Raw genomic sequence first — 24,889 nt, forward strand, 5'->3', positions numbered from 1 at the left:
ATCCTTTGCTTGGCTCAATGGATCCAGGCGCCTTGCAAAGGATTTTGAGACAAAAACATCATCGTCAGAAGAAATGGTTCGGCTTGCCTTTATCCGAATAAATTTAAATAAACTTATGTGTTAAATTGAAGGACAGTCTCTTATATTATTCATTCCGATGTGGTTTCGGCCAAAGGCGATTCATCAACGGAATGATCCATGTCCATCGAAGGTGAGGAGGGGGTCAAATCAACCGAAACAGGCAATAATCGCTGTGCAGAGGCGCCTTTACTTATGCCTATCTTTTCTTAACGGAACTCACTAAGAAAAGATAGACCGATATCCTTATCTTAAGTATCCGAGTTCAGCACAAGATCAGCATCAAAATAGGATCCGCTTAGTCTTCCTCCGGCTTGACCGGAGGATCCAATTGATAGCTATCGCCGCCGAACCTCTTTTGTAATCTCTATCCAGCCCCCAGCGCGCCGCTGCAAATAACATCCGCCCGCGGTTGCCCCGTTGAAATTCTTGTCTGCGATTTTATCATATAGCCTTAGAATAACATCATGTGGGCAGGGATAGGCCTGCCCCCCTGCCTGTTGAATCTGATGTATCAACACCCGATGAGCCATTTCCACCGGTAATGCCAAAAACCGCAGCATATCAATCCTGTGATCGACCACACATGCGTCCATGGCGTATTTTGTTTGATCCTGAATGTAATCCTCGACCGATTGCAAGCGCTGAATCGTCCTTACAATCCTATCGGCAGAAAGTCCGACCCCCTCCAATATGGGGGCCAAATCCCGCCATCGAACACGTTCAAATTTCCTGTTTTCATTGCTGGGATCATTAATAAAGGGTTGTTGAAACCGACCAAGCGTCACCCTCAGTCGATCTGGATGAATACCCAACAAGGGCCGAATAAGACGCCCAAAATGCATCCTGCGGTCCGGTTGAATTCCGCACAAACCGGTCAGCCCGGACCCTTTGCGTAGACGCATGAAAAACGTTTCCCATTGATCCTGCTGGTGGTGGGCTGTCATCAAAACGGGAATGTGATGGGACAGACACCAATCACCCAAAAGCTGATAACGGGCTTGACGTGCTTTTTGCTGCAGGCCGCCCCGGACGGTATCATGTTCCCACGTCAAAACATGGTGCGCAATTCCCCGCGCTAATAACCATGCATGGACAGTATCAGCCTCCGCGGTGGATTCGGGACGAAGGCGATGATCAACGGTCAGACAAACAATAGGCCGCCCAGATTCGTGCATCAACAATGCCAACGCCATGCTATCCGCCCCCCCGGAAACAGCAATGGCAATGGGGGAATCCTTTATGTCAAAAGGGTCCAAGATAGAAGAAAATTCATCCAGTGAAATTGGTTCTGCCGTCACAATACGCCATAATTATGTCATTCATTGAGATACGATCTTCTCATAGTATGAGCAGAAAGAAAACTAATGCCCCCAACAATCGTTAATACAATGGCCGGCACCATCAGGGAACCCGTTAAATGAATCAAGCCCGTCACGATAAATGGCGATGTCCCACCAAACACAGCAACGCTGATATTAAACGCCAATCCACACGCTGTGTATCGCACAGATCGGGGAAAACTGTTAACAACAGCGGCGGGCAACGCCCCATAAGCACCGCTAACAACAATTGCAAACGATGCCTGCAACAATAAAAGTGTACGCATGCAGGGTTTATAAACCAACAAACTAAATAACGGTATAGAAAAAAGGATAAAACACATGCTGACCCATTTCAAAAGGGTACGTTGTGATATGCGATCGCCCAACCAACCAAAGGCGGGAATCATAACAACAAGGCTCAGCATACAGGCCGTATTAACCAGCAATACTTTGCTTTCCGAAAGATGCAAGAAAACCGTCGCATAGGTTGTCATGAAAACGAACAGGATATAAACCCCAATTCCATCCAACAAAACAATGCCAATACATTTTATCACGGCCAATCGATAGTTATTCCAAACGTTTTGAACGGGCAATTGGCGGTGATTTCGTTCTGTTTTATTTTGCCACTGACTTTCTGGAATGCGTTTGTTGATCACATATCCCAAAACAGCCGACAAACTGCCGAACAAAAATGGGATGCGCCATCCAATACTATGCAGCGTTTCCGGAGTTAATAAATTACCAAGCAACGCCGCCACACCGGATCCCATGAATAGTCCACCCAAGGTTCCAAACATCGCCAAGCTGCCAGCCAAACCTTTTTGGTGCGATGGTGCATGTTCGATTGTAAAAATAAAGGATCCGCCATAATTTCCACCAACAGCGAAACCCTGAAGCAATCGCATAAAAACAAGCCCAAAACTGGCCCATATTCCAATACGATCGTACGTAGGCAGCAATCCCAACAGCGTGGTTGGAACCGCCATCATAACCAACGAAATCGTCAGGGCTTTGCTACGCCCCATCCTGTCACCAATATACCCAAACCAAATTGCCCCCAAGGGACGCATGGCAAAACCAGATGCAAAAACCGCAAAACTAGACAGCAATGATGTTAATGGATCCTCTGATGGAAAGAAAAGCTTTCCAATAATCGCAGCAAAATAGCCAAAAAGGGCATAATCGTACCATTCGAATGCAGACGCCAGTGATCCAAAAAACACTGCCTTTAAATCGAGACGGGATTGCCCCGGTACAGAAGAAGATTTCATAAACATTTACAGTCCAATTGGTTGCCTTACTAAAAGTCTAACATGGAAAATTTTCAAACGTCTACCGATACTTTTTTGGTTAGTGTTGCAGTTACGCGAATTCGCAAAAAATTATTTTTGTTGATTTAAAAATAAAATCATTGTACATTGAAAAATTATAAATAATACTTGGGAAACTAATTTTGAAGGGTTATGCAAATCATAACAGTTCTATCTTCGTCATTTTGAAAGCAATCAAAATGGTCGGTTTCTCTTGCCCAAACTTAACTTTATTTGTGCTTATTATTCTGGCGTAGCGGCCAAACTCTATATATTTTCACCCCCCTAATATCTTATCAAAATCATCAACCATCTAGGCTGATTTTATTTAATTTTTTTCTTTTTTGGGAGAAAATCTGTGAAAATACTTATGTTGACAATATTCATTATGTGCAATTTTGCGCATGCAGAACCCACGACTTTCGATAACGAGCCACTACAATTAGCCAAAACAAGCGCCACCAAGGGAGCTATTGCATCAGTTGACCTTGTTCCCTTTTTTTGGTTTTTGAATAAAAAAACAAACTTGCAACAAAGAAAATCGGATCCTGTAAGTTACAGCAGGTCCTTTATATCTGGTGTTAAAGCTATGCCAAATGTGGCATCAACCCTTAGTATCCAATTTTTTACCGGTGACTTAATTAAGAGCATTTTTAAAAAAAAACAAGCTTTTGATAATGAGGCGTACTTGGAAGTTATAGGGTGTGTTAGTGGCGCCATTTTCTCAGCACCATGGTATGCCGTTATGAATGGTAAGACCATGAAGTTAAGCAGAGCACAAGCCCTCGGGGAATTTTGCAAGCGCCCCTTTAGCGCTGGTTGGCCGATTATTGCCAGAGAATCTTGTTTCCTGCTTGGCCTTCAAGCGAGCGATCCCTTTTCAAGGGCAATGAAAAAACAATTTGGCAACAATGTGTATGTTGAAAACACTTCATGCTTTGCATCAGGATTTGCAGGTTCAATATTTGGACACCTATTTGACACAATACTTACTTGCAAACAAGCAAAAATACCTTGGCAGTGGATGGGTTTAATGAATGGGGGAATGACAAAAGGAATAGGCATCGGTTGTTTCGCGGTAGCTCTTAACCATTCAATGAAACTAAAGAAGGAATATATGTCCGAGTTCACATACATGTGAGACACGGCGATTGGGCATGGAGGGGGGGGTGAGCGCGCCCATCAATAATGCTAGCGAGCCCCCTCTTGCATAGGCGTTACGCAAATTCGCATTGATTCACGGGTGTGAAAGTGGTACAGAAAAGATAGTGTATATTAATTTAAGGAAAATTTAACATGAATATAACTTCTAAATTTTCAAAATGCCGTATTTCGTTTGTTAATACAGTATTGATGGTGTCCATAGGTGTGGCTGCCTTTATGGTGCCGAATGCAGCTTTTGGGGCCCGCACAAGGTCTGGCGCACAGACAGCGATTGATGACTGCGAATACCCAGAAGTGCGCCAAACCCTTGGTGGAGACAACAGATTATATAACGATTGGCTTAATGGCCCCTCTATTTTGCACAGCGGGGATGCATTGCGTTTTTTCAGTGGGGACAAAACCCTTGACAGACTGGAACTTCGAAAAGAGAAAATAGGGGATCTTGGGGCAATCTTGGTGGCGAAAGTGCTGGAGAAAAACCACACTCTAATAGACCTTGACCTTGCATATAATGGCATAGGGAACCTGGGAGCAATAGCGATAGCAAGAGCACTAAAAGAAAACACCAGGCTAAATAAGTTAGATATCTCGCATAATTCTATAGGAAACAATAACAACCACGAAGGGGGGAATATAGAAAATTCAGCAGGAAAAGCGATAGGAAGTGCTATAAAGAAGAATCTAGGATTATCCAGACTGGTTCTTTCGAATAACTGTCTGGGAACCTCAGAGGCAGTAAAAATAGCGAACGCCCTGGAGACAAATCACACGTTGTCTCATTTAAGTCTTCCCTACAACAAAATTGGAAGAGATGGAATAGCAGCGCTGATATACGTGGTGGATGCAAAACAAACTGCATCAATCAAAAAATTATATTTCAGTCATAATTCTGAAGGTAATGGTAGTGGATACACGAAAGATGACCGCAAAAGAGTTATCGAATCAATAAGTCAACAGCAGGGGAATGGAAAACATCTGACCTTGAAAAACGTTGCTTTATTGCTAGATCCAGACAAGCTCTACACAGGACCAAGTAGCGTACATGACTCAGGAGACAGCCATTAAGTGATGAGGGCGTGTGCCTGGTGGTAGTATAGCCCTATGGGGGGCTTGTGGCTTCTGAAAAGTTCCCCGTATATCGCAACTCGGTTGCCTGTCTTTAAATGCATACGGACTTCACTCTCCAGTCTAAGTGAATTCCGCTTAAAAATACTCGCGTTTCCTGCCATGCCGATATGCAATACATACTTTGCAGAGGGGGATTAAGTGCGTCATGATAAAGAGGGCGAACGTTGATAATTTTTTTCTGCCAGGCCATTTTCATTGAGGCATTCTTGCGCCTTCAATGACTCCAAGGATTTTTCCCCATAGCGTTTGCTATATCCATCGACAGCCTTTTGAATAAAGGATCTTGCTTGACTGTACAGACCCAATTTTGTGTAAGCTCGACCCAAATTCTCAGACACCCAAAAAACACTTGTGCTGCCATCACCTAAATTTTTTTGGTATGCCCGCAAGGATTCCTCCAAAACAGAACGTGCTTTTTCTGGATCATTTAAACCAATGTAAGCAGCCCCAAGATGTCCCTTTGTCCAAGCAACATCCATTACGCTTAATCCCTTTTCATAAACAGAAAGGCTGTCTTTCAACAAAATAATGGCTCTATCAAAGTCTTTGAGTTTGATGTGTGCCATTGCCATGTAGACCTGAATCCAGGCAATCCGTTTATTGTTTTTGGCGTTTTTCCAAATCTCAAGACTTTGTCTATAAAATTCTAAAGATTTTTTATGTTCGCCCATTCTATTTAGAGTAGTGCCTAAAAAAGCAAGATTAAAGGCTCTTATTTCTTGACTATCCTTGTCTTGACTATTGTCAATCTTTAAGCTTTGCTCAAGAAAGAATTGTGCTGCTTTGTTGTCTTTAAGGGAGCTATATGTAGCACCAAGATATCCAAACGCTTTAGCAGCACCCTTGGTATCCCCATTTTTCTGACAAATATCTGCCGCTTCTGTTAAAATGGTTTTGGCCTTTTCATGATTCCCAATAGGATACTTCAACATATTCCCCAACGGGATCATCAACTTTGCCCGCAATTCTGGATTCAGCAGATTCTCATGCCCAAGAAGAACAAGAGCATGCCCCGATATATTTTCACACTCTATGGTGGATACATCCTTCATCAGCTCATTCATCCTCCCCACCAAACACTCAACAATCCCCTTAAGCGCGCGCTCTTTTTCCTCTGGGCTTAATTTCTCCATCAGGTACGACAAAACCATTTCCTGTGTGTTTCGATGCATGGAAAAGACACCATCGTTTTGAAAGGACAAAGACGCCCCATCAGAAATCAGGGAATACATCTTAAGGTTATAGGCAAAGCTTGTGGCTGACCCCTTGTTCTTGAATGCATTAAGCAGCGCCTTTGGAATATCCTGCGAATGGATCAAACTGATGAAAAAAAGCAGATCTGTGAAATCAGGATGAATCTTGGTGAACTTATCCAATGACAGCCGAATAATATTATAGCGGGTATTTTTATAGTCACTGGCCCGATCCAAAACATTTTCCTGCAGGGCCTTAAATTCTGGCGTGGGCTGTTTTAGGCATACAAGGTAATCTTGGTAACTGATATGTGTGGCTTTCAGGTAATATCCCGTCAACGCAACATCCAAAGGGAAGGATGGAATGTTTTTAAGAAACGCAATCGCCGCCTGTTTTTTATCGGGGCTCAAACGGGCCGGTTCACATTCATACAATATGGTGCTGAACAGGGTTAGGGCCTCCTCGTCTGTTAGCTCATCAACCTGTATAATGTTATCGGGCTTAAGGTAATGATTTTCTTTGATATTGGCATCGCGTGTTGTCAGGATAACTTTTCCTTCGCCCCAAACTAGGGGATCATGGGGAAAGCATGACTGAATCGCTGAAAAGTTATCAACATTGTCATACAGCAGGATCCAATTGGGGTTTTCCCGCAGGCGGTTTCGAACAAACGCCAAAAGCTGCTTTTCACGCTTTTCGGGTTGTTGGATGGTTTGAATGAATTCGGATTCTTTTCGAAGGTCTTCTGTCTTGGACAGGATGCAGGCCAGATCCCTAAAGGAATTCATCAAACTGGCATGGGTTTCTGAATTAATCTCCCAAACGATCGAGGCCTTGTGAAGGCGCCCAAAATGATGGGCCAGGGTTGTTTTGCCAATTCCCCCAACGCCAACCAGGGCAACAGTTCGAATGGCATGGCCGCCGCTTAACTTTTCCTCGATTCGTTTGATGATTTTGGGGCGTTCCAGAAACGAACTGCTTTCCGGGATAACCAAATCAGACCGGACGGCGGATGTGGATCCAGTAAAGTGGGCGTAGGTTAACCATCCCCCACAAAGAATCCCAAAGCTGGCCAGACCGATCCCAACCAGCGCTTTTACGTTTGAATAGAGGGGTGGTTTTTTAGGGATGAGACTAGCGCGGGCTTTGGTGAATTCCAGGATTTCACCCTCAATAGAGATATCCGGAAACATCTTTTTGAGGATTTCAAAGACAGATTCGTAATAGGGGGTTTGTTTATCAATGTGAACGTATCCCGCATTTTTAAGACTACCCGGGATTTGTTTCTTGTTTTTCCAATGATCTAGCAGGAACAGGCTGTGGCTGGGGTCTTTGGAGGGGACTTCGGTTAAGAGAGGATCATCTGTTTTGTTAAGGCGATCCCTCAGTTCCTCAGGGATGATATAGAGAGTGTAATCAGCGCCGGGGTTTTCTGCTTTGTCTGGGTTTACTGGTTTCTCGGTCGTTACTTTTTTCAGGATGGTTGTAATGATTTTTTGATCATTTTTGCTTTTTCTGTCGTTCAGGTGTCGTGCGAGGTGGGTATAGAGAAGATTATTGAACACTGAATCTGTTTTCAAATAATGGATCTGGCAATGCCCAATAAGGGACGATTTCTTTGCGGAAGATCCCTGGTTAAAAGCAGCCTGTTTTCGAAAAATCTTTTCTAGCTGCAGTAAAAAAGCATCCTCAATCTGCAAAGCAACGCAGTATTTTTTAAAAAATTCATAATATTTTGATTGCTCAATACCGTATTTAATCTTATCCCGTTTGGTTGTTTTCTTTCTCAGCTCCGCCTTGTGTTCATCCAGCAAGGAGGACAATTTTTCATAAATGTTATCGATGTGCGAGAAAACCGTTTTCTCAGAAAGTTTGCATCCAAAGAGGATTGCACTTTGGTCCGCCTCACCAACGATGGGCAAAATATCAGGGATTTGTTGGGTTGGTTTTTCCAAAAGAATAGCGGCAATGACTTCTATTTCACGGGCAGAAAAGGCAATCCCGTTTATTTCTTTTAAATGGTCGTTATACATTTTTTGCGGAAATTCAGCGAGCATTTGCATTTCTGTCTATTTCAAAAAGCCATTTACCTGATAAAAAGCACAGGCATTAGAAATCTGCAAGTGTTTTTTGCAACAAATCCACTAACTAACAGCACCGTAAGACAGGTTCCCACACTTTTCTCATGACATTTCCATGCCGTTTCTATGGCGATCCTTAGGGTTGCTTCCTATGCTTCAGTTGTTACTGCAAACGATCTGTTTTCAACAATAACAAATCAATTTGTAATTATGAATAGAAATAATAACGCGACTTGTTTGCGCTTTCTATTTGTAGAAATTACACAACTTAAATTAATAAACAAACATAATGGAAATGGAAATAACGTGTCAATCGTGTGTTTAAATAATCAAAATAAATGGGTATCAAAGATTCAGCTACTTGCAGTAGCGGTGGCGTTTGTGACGGGCAGTAAGTGTGCTCATTCGGAAAAAGAAATATACTGCAATACTTTTGGTGAAGCGTTTCAGAAGGCTTCCACATTTCTCACTTCACCACTACAGAATTTTGCCCCAATGACTGGCCATCAAGGCTATCATGACGGTAAAAATTGTGGCATTACAATGGATCCGAAGAATCAAAAAGCGCAACAATTACGGATTGATTTTAAACCAGATGAAGATGAGCATGGAAATATTATTCCTAATGCAGGCATCGTACACTTTAATGTTCATGACGAAAATGGCGAATCATATGCTTTCATAGTTAAAAAGGCCATGGAACAACAGTACAGATGTTTGATAAATAAACTTAATCAGCATAAAAATAACACGGCCGAAGAAATATATAGCACAATGAAAGAATTCTCTGTAAGAAATCCGCATAATGCACAAAGAAGACATGTGAATGTTTTCCGAAACGCTAGACCATCTTCATATAGATCTCAGTAGCATTTCCCCACTGGATAGTCGAAAGATAAAGTCGTCTATCCAGGGAATACATCCCTCCTGTGCCAGTTTCGCAAATGATTAGTGAATTTACTGGATGGCCACACTCGCTCCGCTCACTCGCCATGACGACGACGTCATTGCGATGAGGGCGAAGCCCGAAGAAGCAATCCAGAAATCGATCCAAACTCATGAAGATTTATAAAATGGCATTCATGATTTTCTACGTTTGTCCTCGAGCACAATGCACATTTTTTCGCGTCCTTCGATAATCGCCTCCACCACGCTTTGGTCTGACAGTGTCGATGTATCCCCAATGTCGCCATACTGCCGGACGGCAATTTTCCGCAGTATCCGACGCATGATTTTTCCCGATCGTGTTTTGGGTAAACCAGACACAATTTGAACAAAATCCGGCGATGCCAACGCCCCAATTTGGTGACGGATGGCAGCCTTTATTTCTTTCACTAATTGCTCATTGGAAAGCGAATTATTTTCAGCGGGAATGGCATAAACATAGATTCCTTCCCCCTTAACCTCATGCGGATACCCAACAACTGCCGTCTCAATAATCAACGCGTTTGTTGTCACGGCAGCCTCTATTTCCGCCGTGCCTATGCGATGTCCCGAAACATTCAACACATCATCGACACGTCCCGTGATCCAGTAATCACCATCGGCATCCCGACGTGCACCATCCCCCGTGAAATACAGCCCTTTAAATGTGGAGAAATAGGTTTCTTCAAACCGCTTTTGATTCCCGTGCAGGGTTCTGGCTTGCCCTGGCCACGAATCGGCAATGCACAAATTACCCGTCGCCTCTGGCGCATCAAGAATAACCCCATCATTATCAACAAGGGCAAGCTTCACCCCAAAGAATGGCCGCGTCGCGCACCCTGGTTTTAACGCGTTGGCACCCGGCAGTGGCGTGATCATAATGCCACCCGTTTCGGTTTGCCACCACGTATCAACAATCGGACACTGACTTTCCCCAATTTTGTGGTAATACCATTCCCACGCCTCTGGATTGATTGGCTCGCCAACCGATCCCAGAACACGCAAGCTTTTTCGGCTGCTTTGGTGCAAGGGTTCATCCCCGGACCGCATTAAGGACCGAATAACCGTTGGCGCTGTATAAAAAATACTCACCTTAAAATCATCAATAACCTGCCAAAACCGCGCAGAATCAGGGTGGGTTGGGATCCCCTCGAACATAACTGTCGTGGCCCCATTGGCCAGTGGACCATACAAGCCATAGCTATGGCCCGTTATCCATCCAACATCGGCCGTACACCAATAAATGTCATGATCGTGATAATCGAATATATGCTGATGGGTCAGCGCCGCATAAACCAAATACCCGCCAGATGTGTGCACGACCCCCTTTGGCTTTCCAGTTGACCCCGATGTGTGCAGGATGAACAATGGATCCTCTGCGCCAACCTCTTCATATGGGCAATCAGATTCAACAGACGCTGCAGCCTCTCCATAACGAATATCGCGCCCTTCTTTCCAGTCGATATCCCCTCCTGTTCGCTCAACAACCAAAACATGTTCCACAGTTGGGCACGATACCAGGGATTGATCCAAATTCATTTTAAGGGGGATCGTTTTTCCACCACGGTACCCTTCGTCTGCTGTGATGACAATTTTTGATCCGCAATCCTGAATACGGCTGGCTAATGCTTCCGGGGAGAATCCCGCGAAAACAACGTTGTGCACGGCCCCCAAACGAGCGCACGCCAGCATCGCAAAGGCAGCCTCTGGGATCATGGGCATGTAAATCGAAACCGTATCCCCCTTTTTAACGCCATATTTTTTTAAAACATTGGCAAAACGACAGACCTCCTCATAAAGCTCCCGATACGAAATCGCCCTTTTCTGGCCCGGTTGATCTCCCTGCCACAAGATCGCCGTCTTGTCGGCTTGTGTTGGTAAATGACGATCCACGCAGTTGGCGCAAACATTCAGCGTGCCATCCTCGAACCACCGAATGGAAACATTCGGGCTAAACCGCGTATTTTTAACTGTTGCATAAGGCTGAATCCAATCGATTCTTTGGCCCTGCTCCCCCCAAAACTTATCGGGATCAGCCATTGATTGATCATACAGATCTTTATAGCGATCCTTATTAATCCAAGCATCCTTGGAAAATAACGACGACACGGGATACGAATGGGACATGGGCGATACTCAACTTTCTTTTAGTCTATAATCACTATAGGCCGCATACACTAACAAAGGATTAACGAAATCGAAATTTTCCTTGACGCCATTTAAGCGACCCTCCTATAACAGTTTAGTTGAGACTTTTTTTATGAGACATTTATGAAAGCCATTGTTATTATTCCTGCCCGTTTAAACGCTGTTCGTTTGCCAAGAAAGCCATTGGCACTTATCCATCAAAAACCGATGATTGTCCATGTATGGGAGGGTGCGCACGCAGCCGCCGTTGGTCCCGTTTTGGTTGCCTGCTGTGGTACTGAAATTGAATCCGTGGTAACAAAAGCTGGTGGACGCGCCGTGATCACAGACCCAAGCCTGCCATCGGGCACAGATCGTGTATGGGCGGCATTCTGCCAAGCCTTTCCAGATGCCGACGATAGCATCATCATTAATTTGCAGGGGGATATCCCCGGCGTGACAGCAGAAATGTTGACAGCCGTGTTGGAACCCTTGGAAAACCCCGATGTCGACATTGCCACAATTGCCGCCCCCATGACGGACGTGGATATGATCAATAATCCCAATATCGTCAAGATTGCGTATTCCCCAATTTCCGAAACAATGGGCAAGGGATTGTATTTTTCACGATCGCCAATCCCCCATGGAGCAGAATGCTATTACAATCACATTGGGATTTATGCCTATCGTCGGTCAGCATTGGAACGGTTCGTTAGTTTGCCCCCCTCGACACTAGAGAAAGCGGAACGATTGGAACAGCTTCGGGCGCTTGAGGATGGCATGCGTATTGATGTTCGCCTGGTTCCAGAGGCCCCAATCAGCGTAGATACACAAAAAGATTTAGATGCCGTGAGTGATTATTTCGAACGGATTGGAAAAACAGCCTAACGCCATTAATACCCCCCTATTTCGACTGCTTGTTGGAACAGGGGGGCTTTCTGCACAACGCCTCTTGTTTTATCTTTTTTCAAAGGGTTACTATTAGATAGTGCCCATTGTTCAAGAGGTTGTTTTTTTCATGTCATTTTTTAAACCGATCCCTATTTTATGGGTCATTTTATTTTGTCCGCTTTTGATGTGCCAAGGTTATGGTGCCGGCGCCACCCTCGAACAGGACGAGAAGACTTCAAGGCCAAAAATTCTTGACGCCATTGTGCTCAACAATATTTCGCCCTATGATTTCAAGGCTTTTTCCAGCCACATTAATAAATATCGCAATCCGGGAAACATTAAAACACTATCTGTGTCAGGCGACGCCAACTATGTTTTGAATCAACGTGAGATGGAAATTTCATTTGATCGTTTCCCTGCTCTGACAATAGTAGAATTACCCTATTGTCCAATGGGTGATCGTGGATTACTATCAATTGTTCCAATATTACGCAATCTAGAAAAACTCAATCTTCAGCGGAATCATATTACTGATGTTGACCTTGCCACAATGTTCGCCGGAATTTATGAGGTTCCTAATCTTCGGACGTTAACCCTGAGCAATAATCCCATTTCCTCAAACTATATTCATCAACTTCCTATTTTTGAAAATCTTACAGAACTTAGAGTTGATCGAACAGATTTGTCTAATCGTGGACTATGTGCTCTTTCCTCGAAATGTCCGGCATTGCAACTATTAAGCGCTGAATCCTGTTTATTGTCAGATGATGCAGCGGAGGCAATCAGCGTTAATTCACCCAACCTGATAGAGCTTATTCTTGATGAAAACGACATTGGACCCAAGGGAGCCGAACATCTTGCCCATTTGCAGTTTCTTGTCGTATTGCATATTAGCGGAAACAGAATCCAAAAAACAGGATTGAATGCCCTGCTGCAGGGATTGCCATCGGTTAGAAAAATTCGCGCCATAGGGAATGATATTATGATGGCACCCTCTGATCTGCGGGATTCGATCCCCCCACACCTAGAGGATTTGGACCTAAGCTGGAATATGATTGACGCATGGGCAGAGCAGCTATCCATGTTTGACCAGCTGCGCATGCTAACCCTTGATAATGCACGGGTGAATCAGAAAACGGTCGATATTTTGAGGACTGAATTACCGGACTGCGTGATAAAGGCCCAGTCGCTAAAGATGGGTTTTGCGAAGCCGAATCATCCATCATCACAATAATGAAAAAGATTGACCTATGACGTTATTCGTTATATATTAGACCATGATTATTAGCTTTCGATGCACCGAGACTGAAAAAATATGGAACGGCGAGATTTCTCGCCGCCTACCAGAAAGCATTCAACAAACGGCACGAAGGAAACTAAGGATGCTTAACAATGCCCATACAACACGAGATTTGACGGCACCTCCCGCCAACAGGCTTGAAGCACTTAGGGGAGATCTTATTGGGTGGCATAGTATCCGCATAAATGACCAATGGAGATTGTGTTTCCATTGGCATGAAAACAATGCCACCGACGTCGCGATTGTAGATTATCATTAAGGAAAACTCATGGCACAAAAATTACCAAACATTCATCCTGGTCAAGTTTTACTAGAAGAATTCATGATTCCCCACAAGCTGACTCAAAATCGCCTGGCCAAAGATTTAGTTGTCTCGCCCCGTCGCATCAATGAAATAGTTCAGGGAAAAAGGTCAATCACGGCCGACACAGCATTAAGATTATCTTGTTACTTTGGAACGTCCGCACAATTTTGGATGGGACTTCAGGATGATTTTGAATTGGAGGAAGCAAAGATTCAGCTAGAACCTATTCATATAAAACCTTTTTCGCATCCTGATAATCAACCTGCATTTTTAACGGTATAATCATCCGTGAAGCACGAAACAAAAATTACCGCGCCATCAATTGCCCAGGCGATTATTGAGGCTAAGCGCGTTCTGGGGCCGGATGTTGTTATTGTCTCTACCGAGGAACGAGATGGGCAAGTTATCCTGACGGCCACAGGTAATGGAACCCCTGACAAGCCTACATTTGCAGAAATTCTGCAGACTGATTCTGATGGGGGCGATGATGCTGATCCGACCCCAAGACCAACATACGCTGACCCCATGATGGCGATTCGCGCTGTCTGTGATATTTGTGAAAAACATCAGCTCAATTATGATTTTTGTGAGATGTGGCTAAAAGAATTGTCCCAGGACTTGATGGCAACCCCCATCGAAATCGTTCGATCACTGGCGGCTATTGTGCCCTTTCATCCCAATTGGATCAAGGAACTGTCACCAGACCGCCCCATTATTTTGGTGGGTCCCCCCGGTGGTGGAAAAACGGTAACCTTGGCCAAAATTGCCATGATTCTTTTATCGCAAAAGCGGAAAATCAAAGTGTTAACGTTGGATACCGTAAAAGCGGGCGGATCCCAACAATTGGGATTTTATTTGGATGTAATGAAACAACCCCTGCTTGTTGGAGAACACCATCTGGACGATTTGTTGGGGACCGCCAAAGATTCCACAGCCAGCGAAATCTTGTTGATTGATACCCCCGGGATTAATATTTTAAATCGCGCTGATCAAGATTTTTTGTACAGCTTTTCCCAAAAAGTCGTCGTGCCATTAACATTGGTTCTGCCGGCTGATTTGAATCCGGTTGATGCGGAACTCATTGCAAAGAATTTTTATCTTTTTAATTCGCAACATTTAATCGCAACACGATTTGACACAACGAAACATCATGGCGGGATACTGAATGCCGCCTATAAATGCGGTTTACAAATTGCAGCCTATAGCAAAAGCCCCGCGATCATCGATGGGATTGATCCCCTGACTGCCGAATTAATGGTGGATTACTTTACGTCGTCCCGCTAAGGCATTCACGAATAACTTACCTTTTCCTCAGTATCAAATGGATTCAACCCCTTTGTGGTAAAGGGAACGACATGTCTATCATTGTCAGAAACAAAAACAGGTTTTCCACGCCAGGCTGCATACGATTCAACATCCACAAATAGTCGGCTATCAAGATCATTTTGAACATCATCCACCCAAGGGGAATAGGATTCCGCGCCCTTTTTAAGGAAAAGCAATTCAGAACAAAACCCAGACCCATAAGAAAAAGCCGCTGTTGATTGGCCAACGGACGATTTTGACAGGGCCTGGGCCACCGAAATCCAAAGACTGGCCGTGTAAGCGTTTCCAATTTTACGATTCCATTCCAACACGGGACTGGCCTTATTTTTGAAAAGATCCTGGGATTGGTCGTCCGCATAGCCATACGCATCAAGCAACCCTTTCAGGCCTTTCCATACCAGCTTTGGATAGGGACTGTGAAAGCATAAATGGGAAAAAGATTCGATCGCCTGCTCTGGTGTTTCTGAATGATTTTTGCGGTCCTTGATGTACCCTTCAAAGCATTTCAAAACCGATGATGTGTAGCAATCGATACTAAGGCTGCCGTTAACCTCAGGGTAAGGGGCGCCAAAGGGTCGCCAAAAGTCAAAGGCGGGCTCGCTATAACAATAAGACTGCAACTCAATTTCTGCGATGGTGGGCTGATCGATAATCATGGCAATGGCGCCGGCCCCTTGGGTTGCCTCGCCAGGGTTTCCCGGAGCATATTCACTGACATCCGCCGCGATAACTAAAGCCGCGCGTCCATTCGAACATCCTGAGTGCTTCCATTCCAAAGCTTGACGAACAGCGGCCGTACCACCAAAGCATCCATGTTTGATTTCATATGAACGGGTATGCCCCTTGATGCCCAATGCCTGTGCCACCCAGGCGCTAAGGGGACGTGATTCATCCAATGATGATTCGGTTCCAACAGCCAGCAACCCGATGTCTTCTAATTTTCCTGGCCACCGAGAAAGCGCCCTCTCGGCAGCGCCAATGGCCAAATCTGCAACCGTGCACTGATCCATGCACAGACCCATTTCCAAACATCCCAGGCCTGTCCGATATTTTTCAGGATCTTGGTTACGCAACTTTGCCAGGTCATCCAATTTAAAAGCAAACGGGGCCAATTTTATTCCGATAGAGGAGAGTCCAAAACGCATTTTTTTTCCTTGTTAAGCGTGTCTTTGTGGAGTGGCGATGGCACTATACCCAATGGATTTCGAAATCTGGATTTGAAAATAAGGGCCGAGCACCCGGAATGTACAGAGAAGTACATGAGGACGCGAGGTTCCGCAATTTTCGAAGATCAGAGTTCGAAAGGCGAAGGGTATATCGGTCATAAAGAAATGGTCATAATGGTCGGTCTTGCATCTTCCCATAACGTATCCAATTGCATCGGCAAAGACGCAGCCCAATACGTAATGCTGCCAGCACCCAAACACAAAATCATATCACCCGGTTGTGCCAAACTTCGCAACATATAGGGTAATTCTTTTTGTTCCTGAATTTCATAGACTTGCGAAATACCATTTTCCTTAACTGCTGCAACCAAATGTGCCGAAGTAACGTTTTCGATGGCATCCTCGCCGGCTGTGTAAATGGGCGTGATAATAACTTTGTCCGCACCATCAAAACAGGCCGAAAATTCAGCAAATAAACTATTAAGCCGAGTATAACGATGGGGCTGCATCACAACAACGATTTTACCTGTTGTTGCTTGTTTAGCAGCACGGATAACAGTTTGGATTTCAACGGGATGATGAGCATAATCATCAATAATTGTGATACCGCCAGAAACGCCCACTTTTGTAAAGCGTCGCTTGACCCCCTTGAACTGCTCAAAGGCAGATCGAATGGTTTCCTCGGAAAGGCCTAATTCCTGGGCGATGGCCACAGCAGACAAAGCATTTTGCACATTGTGTTTTCCAACCATCGGCAAAAACAAATCCTTGATGCGATGCGGAAGTGGCATCACAGCTACTGATGAATTGATAAACGTTTGGACCGGCAAGCAACCGGCGATCTCAACATCAAAAAGCGTCCCATTTTCAGTCATGCGCAAGTTTATGGCGCGCACCGTTGCGTTTGATGCAAAACCATACGTGACAACACGCCGGTCAGAAATTTTCGCCGCCAATTCCATGACCGTCGGATGATCTGCACATAAAATAGCCGCTCCATAGAATGGGATGTGACCAATGAATTCAAGAAAGGCTTTTTTTAGAGTCTCGACAGTGCCATAGAATTCCATGTGCTCTGGATCAATATTGGTGATAACACCGATTGTGGCAGGCAGTCGCGTAAAGCTTCCATCGGATTCATCGGCTTCGACGACAATCCAGTCCCCCGTTCCCAATCGTGCGTTCGTGTTATAGGCATTAATAATCCCGCCATTAACAACCGTTGGGTCCAGGCCAGCCGCATCCAACAAGGCAGCCGCCAGGGATGTCGTGGTCGTTTTGCCATGCGTCCCCGAAATCGCGATGGATCGCTTAAGACGCATCAATTCCGCCAGCATCTCTGCCCGCTGAATCACGGGGATTCCCATGCGGCGTGCCGTTAAAACCTCTGGGTTGTCAGCCTTAACAGCGGATGATACAACCACAACCTGGGCCCCATCAACGTTTTTCGCCTCGTGACCAATATCAACTGGAATCCCTAGCTTTTGCAGACGCAAAACGTTATTGCTTTTAGCAACATCACTGCCCCTGACCTGGTGCCCAAGATTGTGCAAAACCTCTGCAATTCCGCTCATGCCGATACCCCCTATACCAACAAAATGGAGGTGTTTAACGGATTGCTGGGGGATATGCATGATAAACCTTAAAATTAGAGTATACAGATTCTTTTTATATTGTTAGCAAATCTGATACGATTTGTGCAACATTATTCGCAAGATTTTTACTTGCATCAGGATAAGAAAACTTTCTGACAGCAGCAGCGACGTCCTGCAGGGGTTCTGGATGGGTCATTAATTCCTCTAACTTCTTGCCCAATGTTTCGGGCGTGAACTCCTTTTCGCCAATCATCCATGCAGCCCCAGCCGCAACCAACCGTTCTGCATTATAAGTTTGATCCGATTCCAATGCCGCCGCAAAGGGCACCAAAATGGCCGGTCGACCAACAATGGATAGCTCAGCAACTGTAGATGCCCCCGATCGCGCGATAATTAAATGAGCCGCCTTATAGCGTTCGTCCATATCGTCGAAAAAGGACTTAACCTCGACATCCAGAAATGACTGACGATAAAACGACTGCGTCTTTGTTACATATTCAGGTCGGCATTGCTGAGCGACCTTAAGGCGTTTTTGAATATTCAGGGGAAGGTGGGTCAGTGTATTGGGAATGACCTCCGAAAAAATCTTTGCCCCCTGACTGCCACCAATAATCAATAAATTAAACGGTTCATTCGGATCAGGCGGGGTATAGGGGCAATCTTTTAACGAAAGTATATTGGGTCGGACGGGATTGCCCGTCACCACAGAATGAGGGGGAGCACCCCTAGTATTCGGAAACGATGTAGCGACCCTGTACGCGCGCTTCGCCAAAAATCGATTGGCACGACCCAGGATTGCATTTTGTTCGTGCACAATTGTTGGAATCCCCAGGATTTGGGCCGCATAAACAGCCGGGGCAGAAGAATACCCCCCAAACCCCACAACAATAGACGGTCTAATTTTTCGATAAATCAAAAGACACCGAAGCGTTTGAAGAACCAAACTGGTATAAAAAACAAACTTCTTAAAAAATGGGGCCTTTCGATTAATATTAACCACAAAAATTTTGTCAAAAAATGTTCCCCCAGGGAACTTTGCGCCGCGTTCATCTGTAACCAGAAAAACCCGCCGCCCCTTTGATGTAAAATAATCCCCCAAGCTCAGGGCTGGGAATAAATGTCCGCCTGTTCCGCCGCTAGCAAGAACATAAACGGGTTTTGCGTGTTGGCGCCCTATCATAAAACCTCCGTAATTCCGTGTCGACGTCGCGTTAATGAAAGAAGCATCCCCATGGAAATGGCCAATGCTAGCAATGATGATCCGCCATAACTGATAAACGGCATGGTCATTCCTTTTGTTGGAATCAGATGAAGCGCCGATGCCATATTGACAAAGGCTTGCAACCCAAACTGCAGGGCAATCCCCGCGGTTCCCATAATAACAAACAAACTAGAATCTTGTGTAGCTTTTAGCAATGACCGCACAACAATAAAACCAAACAACAGTGTCAGGATAATGCATAATACGAGGCCGAATTCCTCCCCCGCAACGGCAAAAACAAAATCGGCATGCGCATCCGGGACATGCCTTTTGACGATCCCCTCACCCGGCCCCTTGCCGAACAGTCCGCCATTGGAAAACGCCTCCAAAGACCGATTCACCTGGTACAGATCGTGACTGGGGTCCCCTGAATTGGGGTTAAAGAATTGGTCAATTCGGCGCGAAACATGGGGAAACAGAAAATAAGAGCCACACAAAACCGTAACCCCGGTGCAAGCCAAGGCCGCCATCCATAAAATAGGCATTCCCGCAATAAACAACTGACCAATCCAGGTCGCAATAATAACCAATGTCATGCCCAAATCAGGTTGCAACAACAACAAAGATGACAGAATGATTAAAAGAGCCAAAGAAACAATTGAACCCGGGAATTGGGGATCACGATATCGTTCTGCCAACATCCAGGCAACCATAATGGCAAACGCAGGTTTGATAAATTCTGATGCTTGTATGGACATGCCACCGACCATCAACCAGCGCCTGGCCCCCTTGATCTCGAGGCCGAACAATAACGTAAGGATCAGGGCCAACACACCCACCAGATAAAGAAGGGCAGCAAATTGTCGGATGCGTTGGGGCGGCAATAAAGACAAGGAAACAATCACAATAATGGCCAGCGGAACCATAAGGGCATGCCGCTTGACAAAGAAAAAAGTATCCAATCCCAATCGCGTCGCAACCGGGGGACTGGCAGAAAAGCTTAGCAAAACACCCAGGGAAATAATCAAAAGCAGGGCGCCAAGGCTCCAACGATCAACCGTCCACCACCAGCGTCCAAGGATGCTTGTATCACGCCTAGAGAAAATTAAGGTTGTCACATAAATATCCTTGCCAATTCACGAAAGTAATTGCCGCGTTCTTCAAAGTTTTGAAACTGATCATAACTGGCACAGCTCGGTGACAACAGTATAACAATGGGTCTGTCTGTCTTTTTGCACTTTGCCATGTTAAACGCATCTTGTACAGCTGTTTTCATGTCTCCACAACAGGAATGGGAAACGCGGCCCGTCAGGGTGTTCGAAAAATCTTCTTGTGATTCGCCAATTAAAAATGCCTGTTCGATTTTGGCAAAATAGGGCACAAGCGAATCAATCCCCCCTGTTTTTGGGCGCCCCCCAACAATCCAATAAATCGACGTCGTTGATGGATAGCTGGAAAGGGCCCGCGCCGTTGCATCGGCATTGGTTGCCTTGCTGTCATTAACAAAGGTGATATTTTTGTACGAACCAATAACCTCTAGCCGATGGGGAAGCCCTGGATAGGTTTTTAATCCTTGAATGATGTCGCCCTGATTCAGTCCCATTTTCTTGGTGGACGCAAAGGCAACCGCTGCATTTTGATGGTTGTGAGACCCCCGGAGGGTGGGGCAGTCATCAAGGTCAAAGACAGCAACCCCATGGTCGTGCAAAATACCGGCTTGCACAGAATAATCCGCAGGCTTGTCGATTCCGACCGTTGACAGGGGGATTTGATCCCGAAATTTCTGATAAACCGCCGCTGAATACAAATCATCAAGGGCAATAATACCCTGATCGCACCCCATGAAAATGCGTTCTTTTGATGCGATATAGGATTCCATCGTTCCATGGCGATCCAGGTGGTCTTCGGAAATATTTAGCCAAACCGCGATCGATAAATCGAGGGGGGATGAAAGCTCAAGCTGGAAAGACGATAATTCCAAAACATAGGTTCCATCAGGATCAAGCCTGGGCAACGATAGAACAGGTGTTCCAATGTTACCCCCAAGGCAACAAGTGCGATTGGCTTGTTGTAGGATGTGCCCGATCAAGGCAGTCGTTGTTGATTTCCCATTGGTACCCGTAATACCAACCGTGGGCACATGGGGGCAGTCCTCGCGCAACAAATTAATGTCGGTTGTGATCGGAATATGAAACGAGCGTGCCATTTGCGTTACCAGGGAGTCAAAGGGAACACCGGGGCTTTGAATCACGCGCGTGATTTGGTGCCACGGGATGTCTTCGCGAGACTGCACCCCACCCGTTTTTTGATTGATTCCTGGATTGTCGTCAAAGGTTACAACCCGAATACCATTTTCCCGCAACCAAGCAGCCGTTGCCTGACCTGACCGCGCCATCCCAAGAACAAGAATCATCGACGTATTGGGCATTAAATTTTACCTCAATTTCAGCGTTGATAACCCAACCAACGCTAAAATACTGGCGATGATCCAGAAACGAATAACAACCGTTGGTTCGGCCCAGCCTTTTTTCTCGAAATGATGATGAATAGGGGCCATCAAGAATATGCGTTTTCGAGTCAGTTTAAAATAAACTACCTGAATAATAACGGAAACGGCCTCCAGAACAAAAAGGCCGCCAACAATTGCCAAAACAATTTCATGCCGCACAATAACGGCCGTCACGCCCAGGGCTCCGCCTGCCGCCAAGGACCCCGTATCCCCCATAAAAACTTTGGCCGGCGGCGCATTAAACCACAAAAATCCAAGACCAGCCCCGATCAGGGTTCCCAAAAAAATAGACAGCTCCCCCGTATGGGCAACATGGCGAATCTGCAGATAATTGGAAAAAACGCTGCTGCCAACAACATAACTAATGATACAAAAACAGGCAGCCGCAATCATAACGGGAACAATGGCCAAACCATCCAACCCATCTGTTAGGTTAACCGCATTGGATGCCCCAACAATCACCAATGCTGCCCATGGATAATACCAATACCCCATATCAAGGACATAATCTTTAACAAACGGAAAGGCGAGGGTATGCGCAAATTTCGGACATGTGTGTTTTACAATGCAATAGGTCGCAATCAACGATATCAGAACTTGCCCCAGCAATTTAAGACGCCCCGGCATACCTGCATGACTACGTTTGGTAAGCTTTAGGTAATCATCGTATGCCCCAAGTGCCCCAAATCCCAGCGTCACAATCAGCACAATTCGTATAAAGGGATTGGACCAATCAGCCCAAAGCACCGTGCTAACCGTGACCGCCAAAAGAATAAGACACCCCCCCATTGTGGGCGTCCCTTTTTTCTTAACCAGATGACTTTCGGGGCCATCTGTTCGAATGGGCTGTCCCTCCCCCTGTTTGCTTTTAAGCCACCGTATAATTGGCTTCCCAAAAAGAAAACTAATCAACAGGGTGGTCAGAATCGCCCCACCCGTTCGAAATGTGATATATCGAAAAATATTCAATATCGAATAGTGATGGGCCAGGGGATATAACCAAGCGTAAAGCATCGGACTTTAATTCTTTCAAGCAGCTACATTTAACTGAGAGGATATCAGATGGTCGACAATCGTGTAAACCTTGCTTCCCTTTGATCCCTTAACAAAAAGAATATCGCCCGTTTTCAAACACGTCATAAGGGGAGCAATTAAATCTTGCGCGGTTTGGCCAAAGTCACCTTTTTTATTCTCTGGAAAAGCATTGAAAAGGGATTCCATCCCGGATCCCGCAGCAAAAATGACATCAATGCCAGCGTCTTGGATGGGGGTCAAAAGGTCCAAATGATAAGCGGACGCTTTTTCCCCAAGTTCCAACATTTCCCCAAGGACGGCTATTTTGCGGCCATTCCCTTTTGGGTTGATGGCACCAAAAGCCTTAAGCGCCGCCGCCATCGATGTTGGGTTGGCGTTGTAAGAATCATCAACAAGCGTAATGGTTCCACCGTTGAATAATGAAATATCGCGCTGGATTCCGCGCCCTGGCAGAGGGAGTAATTCACTCATAGATCCTATGGAAACCTCAATTGGTAAACCAGCCGCCATGGTACATGCCAAAACGACAAGGCTATTCATGGCAAAATGTTTGCCGGAAAATGACAGGGTATATTTTACTTTTATCCCAAAAAGGTCAGCAATAATGACGGCATATTGACCTGCCTCATCCCATTGATAGTCGCATAATCGAACAGACGACCCCGCCGTTTCTCCCACACTAAAAACATGATCCGCGCCCGATTCCAAAGCCTTTGTGTTTAAAAAGTCATAATAAGGGCTGTCATGATCAATGATCGCAATCCCACCCTTTTTTAAGCCTGCAAAAATTTTGGACTTTTCATCGGCAATCTTTTCGAGCGAGTCAAGGTGGCCAATGTGCCCCTCGCCAATTGTTGTGATAATGGCTATGTCTGGCTGGATCAATTCTGACAGGGGGGCGATTTCACCAACGTGATTCATTCCGACCTCCAGCACCCCATACAGGGTGGATGGCGTCAGACGACACAGGCTAAGCGGAACACCCAAATGATTGTTGTAACTGGCGTGCGATGCAACGGTTTCGCCAAATTTACCCAAAACGGTATTGAGCCATTCCTTTGTCGTGGTTTTGCCAACACTGCCCGTAACCGCAATGATCTTGGCCGCTGTTTTTTGCCGAGCATAGGCCCCCAATTGATTCAACGCCTTTTGGGTATCATCAACAACAAAATAACTATATCCATTTTTTAAAGAATCGGGCATTGGCTGGCTAACAATAACAGCGGACGCACCCTTGGCAAAGGCATCACCCAAAAAAGAATGTCCATCAAAGTTTTCCCCCTTGATGGCGACAAAAACCTCCCCCGGTTTCAGGGTCCGTGTGTCAATCGAAATCCCCGTTGCCGTGAAATCCGATGATACGGCCGTTAAACCGAGCGCGTCGAATAGATCCTGATCCTGCCAAAGTGTCATTGAATGCTCCTGCTGTTACGCTGTTATTCATGTCCTTATACCTACAATCAACAATATATCACATGTTGTAAGATTTGAAATAGAATACTATGCCCCTGTTCTAAAATGAAGTGCAACGCGCTACAGTGTTTGTTATCAAGACACACACAGAAGGGCGTTGCACTTCATTTTAGAACAGGGGATTGGGAGGGAGATTTGATGAGCTGTCAAAAAGGATCTGAGCATATGTTGGTTCTTCGGGAACGCACGACGATGTTTACACTGAGCGCTCAATTGTCCAGCAAGCAAGCGATTTCAACGAGTCAGATGATTATTGAGTTGATGAAGGGCTTGCCTCTGTCGGCCAGGCGAACCCTGACCTTGGACAACGGAGGTGAATTTGCCAATCACAGGCACGTTTGCGAAACTTTGGGATTGCAGTCATTCTTTTGTGATCCTTATTCACCCCATCAAAAAGGAGGGGTTGAAAACACCAATGGACGCCTGAGGAGGGATATCCCTCGTCGGACACATCTCAAGATTATGTCACAGGAGGACTTTGATGAAACGATCTTGAATTATAACGAGACACCCAGAAAGAAACTGCTATGGAAGTCACCGTTGCAGGTTTTTAATGACAATAACAGCCATTCCCGGAGCACTTTGCTGATAGTTTAGGTGCATAACCCCCCATCCACCCCTTTAGGTGTCTCTACAAGCGTATCAGTTTCTTAAAATCAGGGTTTGTGGTTATAGGGGTTAACATAAATGGATTAAGGACCAGCATGGCCTATAAAGTAGGCTTGGGAGGTGGTTGGAACACAAGCCAGATAGAG

The 24,889-nt window shown here is 45.4% G+C and carries 20 protein-coding genes; 9 read left to right on the plus strand and 11 right to left on the minus strand.

The window, feature by feature from the left end; translation table 11 throughout:
* Positions 1-416: 416 nt before the first annotated feature.
* The gene (gene tilS / locus NTX76_02130) at positions 417-1,379 is read right to left on the minus strand and encodes a tRNA lysidine(34) synthetase TilS (protein ID MCX7338066.1); all 963 of its coding nucleotides are present in this window, start codon (positions 1,377-1,379) and stop codon (positions 417-419) included.
* A 17-nt stretch (positions 1,380-1,396) separates the two neighbouring features.
* Entirely contained in the window at positions 1,397-2,677 is a 1,281-nt protein-coding gene (locus NTX76_02135; protein ID MCX7338067.1) for an MFS transporter, read from the minus strand.
* A gap of 397 nt (positions 2,678-3,074) precedes the next feature.
* Here NTX76_02135 and NTX76_02140 point away from each other — a divergent pair, with 397 nt between their 5' ends.
* Both NTX76_02140 and NTX76_02145 read left to right on the plus strand, forming a co-directional pair.
* Entirely contained in the window at positions 3,075-3,857 is a 783-nt protein-coding gene (locus NTX76_02140) for a hypothetical protein (GenBank protein MCX7338068.1), read from the plus strand.
* A gap of 155 nt (positions 3,858-4,012) precedes the next feature.
* Positions 4,013-4,945, plus strand: a complete 933-nt coding sequence (locus NTX76_02145; protein ID MCX7338069.1) for a hypothetical protein — start codon at positions 4,013-4,015, stop codon at positions 4,943-4,945.
* A 206-nt stretch (positions 4,946-5,151) separates the two neighbouring features.
* Here NTX76_02145 and NTX76_02150 read toward each other — a convergent pair whose 3' ends face one another.
* Entirely contained in the window at positions 5,152-8,259 is a 3,108-nt protein-coding gene (locus NTX76_02150) for a tetratricopeptide repeat protein (protein ID MCX7338070.1), read from the minus strand.
* A 150-nt stretch (positions 8,260-8,409) separates the two neighbouring features.
* On the opposite strand from NTX76_02150, the gene NTX76_02155 reads away from it, so the two are divergent.
* The gene (locus NTX76_02155; protein ID MCX7338071.1) at positions 8,410-9,153 is read left to right on the plus strand and encodes a hypothetical protein; all 744 of its coding nucleotides are present in this window, start codon (positions 8,410-8,412) and stop codon (positions 9,151-9,153) included.
* A gap of 210 nt (positions 9,154-9,363) precedes the next feature.
* Here the strand turns inward: NTX76_02155 and acs are convergent, their stop codons facing one another.
* Positions 9,364-11,334 (minus strand): acetate--CoA ligase, encoded by a 1,971-nt coding sequence (gene acs, locus NTX76_02160; protein ID MCX7338072.1) that lies wholly within the window; start codon positions 11,332-11,334, stop codon positions 9,364-9,366.
* A gap of 144 nt (positions 11,335-11,478) precedes the next feature.
* Between acs and NTX76_02165 the strand changes: the two genes are divergently transcribed.
* The 5 genes from NTX76_02165 to NTX76_02185 all read left to right on the plus strand — a co-directional run bounded on the left by NTX76_02165 (position 11,479) and on the right by NTX76_02185 (position 15,113).
* Positions 11,479-12,222: a 3-deoxy-manno-octulosonate cytidylyltransferase gene (locus NTX76_02165; GenBank protein ID MCX7338073.1), complete on the plus strand. Its 744-nt coding sequence runs from the start codon at positions 11,479-11,481 to the stop codon at positions 12,220-12,222.
* A gap of 130 nt (positions 12,223-12,352) precedes the next feature.
* The gene (locus tag NTX76_02170; protein ID MCX7338074.1) at positions 12,353-13,459 is read left to right on the plus strand and encodes a leucine-rich repeat domain-containing protein; all 1,107 of its coding nucleotides are present in this window, start codon (positions 12,353-12,355) and stop codon (positions 13,457-13,459) included.
* A gap of 43 nt (positions 13,460-13,502) precedes the next feature.
* The gene (locus NTX76_02175) at positions 13,503-13,784 is read left to right on the plus strand and encodes a type II toxin-antitoxin system RelE/ParE family toxin (protein MCX7338075.1); all 282 of its coding nucleotides are present in this window, start codon (positions 13,503-13,505) and stop codon (positions 13,782-13,784) included.
* A gap of 9 nt (positions 13,785-13,793) precedes the next feature.
* Positions 13,794-14,111: a HigA family addiction module antitoxin gene (locus NTX76_02180; GenBank protein MCX7338076.1), complete on the plus strand. Its 318-nt coding sequence runs from the start codon at positions 13,794-13,796 to the stop codon at positions 14,109-14,111.
* A gap of 6 nt (positions 14,112-14,117) precedes the next feature.
* Positions 14,118-15,113 (plus strand): hypothetical protein, encoded by a 996-nt coding sequence (locus NTX76_02185; GenBank protein MCX7338077.1) that lies wholly within the window; start codon positions 14,118-14,120, stop codon positions 15,111-15,113.
* Between the two features lie 5 nt (positions 15,114-15,118).
* Here NTX76_02185 and NTX76_02190 read toward each other — a convergent pair whose 3' ends face one another.
* The 7 genes from NTX76_02190 to NTX76_02220 form a co-directional block, all read right to left on the minus strand.
* A complete protein-coding gene (locus NTX76_02190; GenBank protein ID MCX7338078.1) occupies positions 15,119-16,300 on the minus strand; it encodes a hydroxymethylglutaryl-CoA synthase in 1,182 nt (393 codons plus the stop codon).
* Positions 16,301-16,476: 176 nt separating this feature from the next.
* Positions 16,477-17,955 carry a UDP-N-acetylmuramate--L-alanine ligase gene (murC, locus tag NTX76_02195; GenBank protein ID MCX7338079.1) on the minus strand — a complete coding sequence of 493 codons (1,479 nt, stop codon included), beginning with the start codon at positions 17,953-17,955 and terminating at the stop codon, positions 16,477-16,479.
* Positions 17,956-17,989: 34 nt separating this feature from the next.
* Positions 17,990-19,096, minus strand: a complete 1,107-nt coding sequence (gene murG, locus NTX76_02200) for an undecaprenyldiphospho-muramoylpentapeptide beta-N-acetylglucosaminyltransferase (GenBank protein ID MCX7338080.1) — start codon at positions 19,094-19,096, stop codon at positions 17,990-17,992.
* A complete protein-coding gene (locus NTX76_02205) occupies positions 19,093-20,235 on the minus strand; it encodes a putative peptidoglycan glycosyltransferase FtsW (protein MCX7338081.1) in 1,143 nt (380 codons plus the stop codon). Before NTX76_02205 ends, murG begins: the two co-directional genes overlap by 4 nt.
* Positions 20,232-21,545, minus strand: coding sequence for a UDP-N-acetylmuramoyl-L-alanine--D-glutamate ligase (gene murD / locus NTX76_02210; GenBank protein MCX7338082.1), 1,314 nt, complete (start codon positions 21,543-21,545; stop codon positions 20,232-20,234). Before murD ends, NTX76_02205 begins: the two co-directional genes overlap by 4 nt.
* A gap of 6 nt (positions 21,546-21,551) precedes the next feature.
* Complete coding sequence (gene mraY / locus NTX76_02215; GenBank protein ID MCX7338083.1) at positions 21,552-22,640, minus strand: phospho-N-acetylmuramoyl-pentapeptide-transferase; 1,089 nt, start codon at positions 22,638-22,640, stop codon at positions 21,552-21,554.
* A 15-nt stretch (positions 22,641-22,655) separates the two neighbouring features.
* Entirely contained in the window at positions 22,656-24,074 is a 1,419-nt protein-coding gene (locus NTX76_02220) for a UDP-N-acetylmuramoyl-tripeptide--D-alanyl-D-alanine ligase (protein MCX7338084.1), read from the minus strand.
* A 105-nt stretch (positions 24,075-24,179) separates the two neighbouring features.
* Here NTX76_02220 and NTX76_02225 point away from each other — a divergent pair, with 105 nt between their 5' ends.
* Positions 24,180-24,731: an IS30 family transposase gene (locus NTX76_02225; GenBank protein MCX7338085.1), complete on the plus strand. Its 552-nt coding sequence runs from the start codon at positions 24,180-24,182 to the stop codon at positions 24,729-24,731.
* Positions 24,732-24,889: the final 158 nt, after the last annotated feature.

This window comes from Alphaproteobacteria bacterium (genome assembly GCA_026400645.1).
Lineage (GTDB): Bacteria > Pseudomonadota > Alphaproteobacteria > Paracaedibacterales > CAIULA01 > JAPLOP01.

Coding starts and splice junctions, on each gene's coding strand:
- NTX76_02145 (MCX7338069.1), top strand. CDS start 4,013: ATGAATATAACTTCTAAATTTTCAAAATGCCGTATTTCGTTTGTTAAT.
- NTX76_02180 (MCX7338076.1), top strand. CDS start 13,794: ATGGCACAAAAATTACCAAACATTCATCCTGGTCAAGTTTTACTAGAA.
- NTX76_02170 (MCX7338074.1), top strand. CDS start 12,353: ATGTCATTTTTTAAACCGATCCCTATTTTATGGGTCATTTTATTTTGT.
- murD (MCX7338082.1), bottom strand. CDS start 21,545: ATGCCCAATACGTCGATGATTCTTGTTCTTGGGATGGCGCGGTCAGGT.
- NTX76_02190 (MCX7338078.1), bottom strand. CDS start 16,300: ATGCGTTTTGGACTCTCCTCTATCGGAATAAAATTGGCCCCGTTTGCT.
- NTX76_02150 (MCX7338070.1), bottom strand. CDS start 8,259: ATGCTCGCTGAATTTCCGCAAAAAATGTATAACGACCATTTAAAAGAA.
- NTX76_02165 (MCX7338073.1), top strand. CDS start 11,479: ATGAAAGCCATTGTTATTATTCCTGCCCGTTTAAACGCTGTTCGTTTG.
- mraY (MCX7338083.1), bottom strand. CDS start 22,640: ATGCTTTACGCTTGGTTATATCCCCTGGCCCATCACTATTCGATATTG.
- murG (MCX7338080.1), bottom strand. CDS start 19,096: ATGATAGGGCGCCAACACGCAAAACCCGTTTATGTTCTTGCTAGCGGC.
- NTX76_02135 (MCX7338067.1), bottom strand. CDS start 2,677: ATGAAATCTTCTTCTGTACCGGGGCAATCCCGTCTCGATTTAAAGGCA.
- acs (MCX7338072.1), bottom strand. CDS start 11,334: ATGTCCCATTCGTATCCCGTGTCGTCGTTATTTTCCAAGGATGCTTGG.
- NTX76_02155 (MCX7338071.1), top strand. CDS start 8,410: ATGGCGATCCTTAGGGTTGCTTCCTATGCTTCAGTTGTTACTGCAAAC.
- murC (MCX7338079.1), bottom strand. CDS start 17,955: ATGCATATCCCCCAGCAATCCGTTAAACACCTCCATTTTGTTGGTATA.
- NTX76_02175 (MCX7338075.1), top strand. CDS start 13,503: ATGATTATTAGCTTTCGATGCACCGAGACTGAAAAAATATGGAACGGC.
- NTX76_02220 (MCX7338084.1), bottom strand. CDS start 24,074: ATGACACTTTGGCAGGATCAGGATCTATTCGACGCGCTCGGTTTAACG.
- NTX76_02225 (MCX7338085.1), top strand. CDS start 24,180: ATGAAGTGCAACGCGCTACAGTGTTTGTTATCAAGACACACACAGAAG.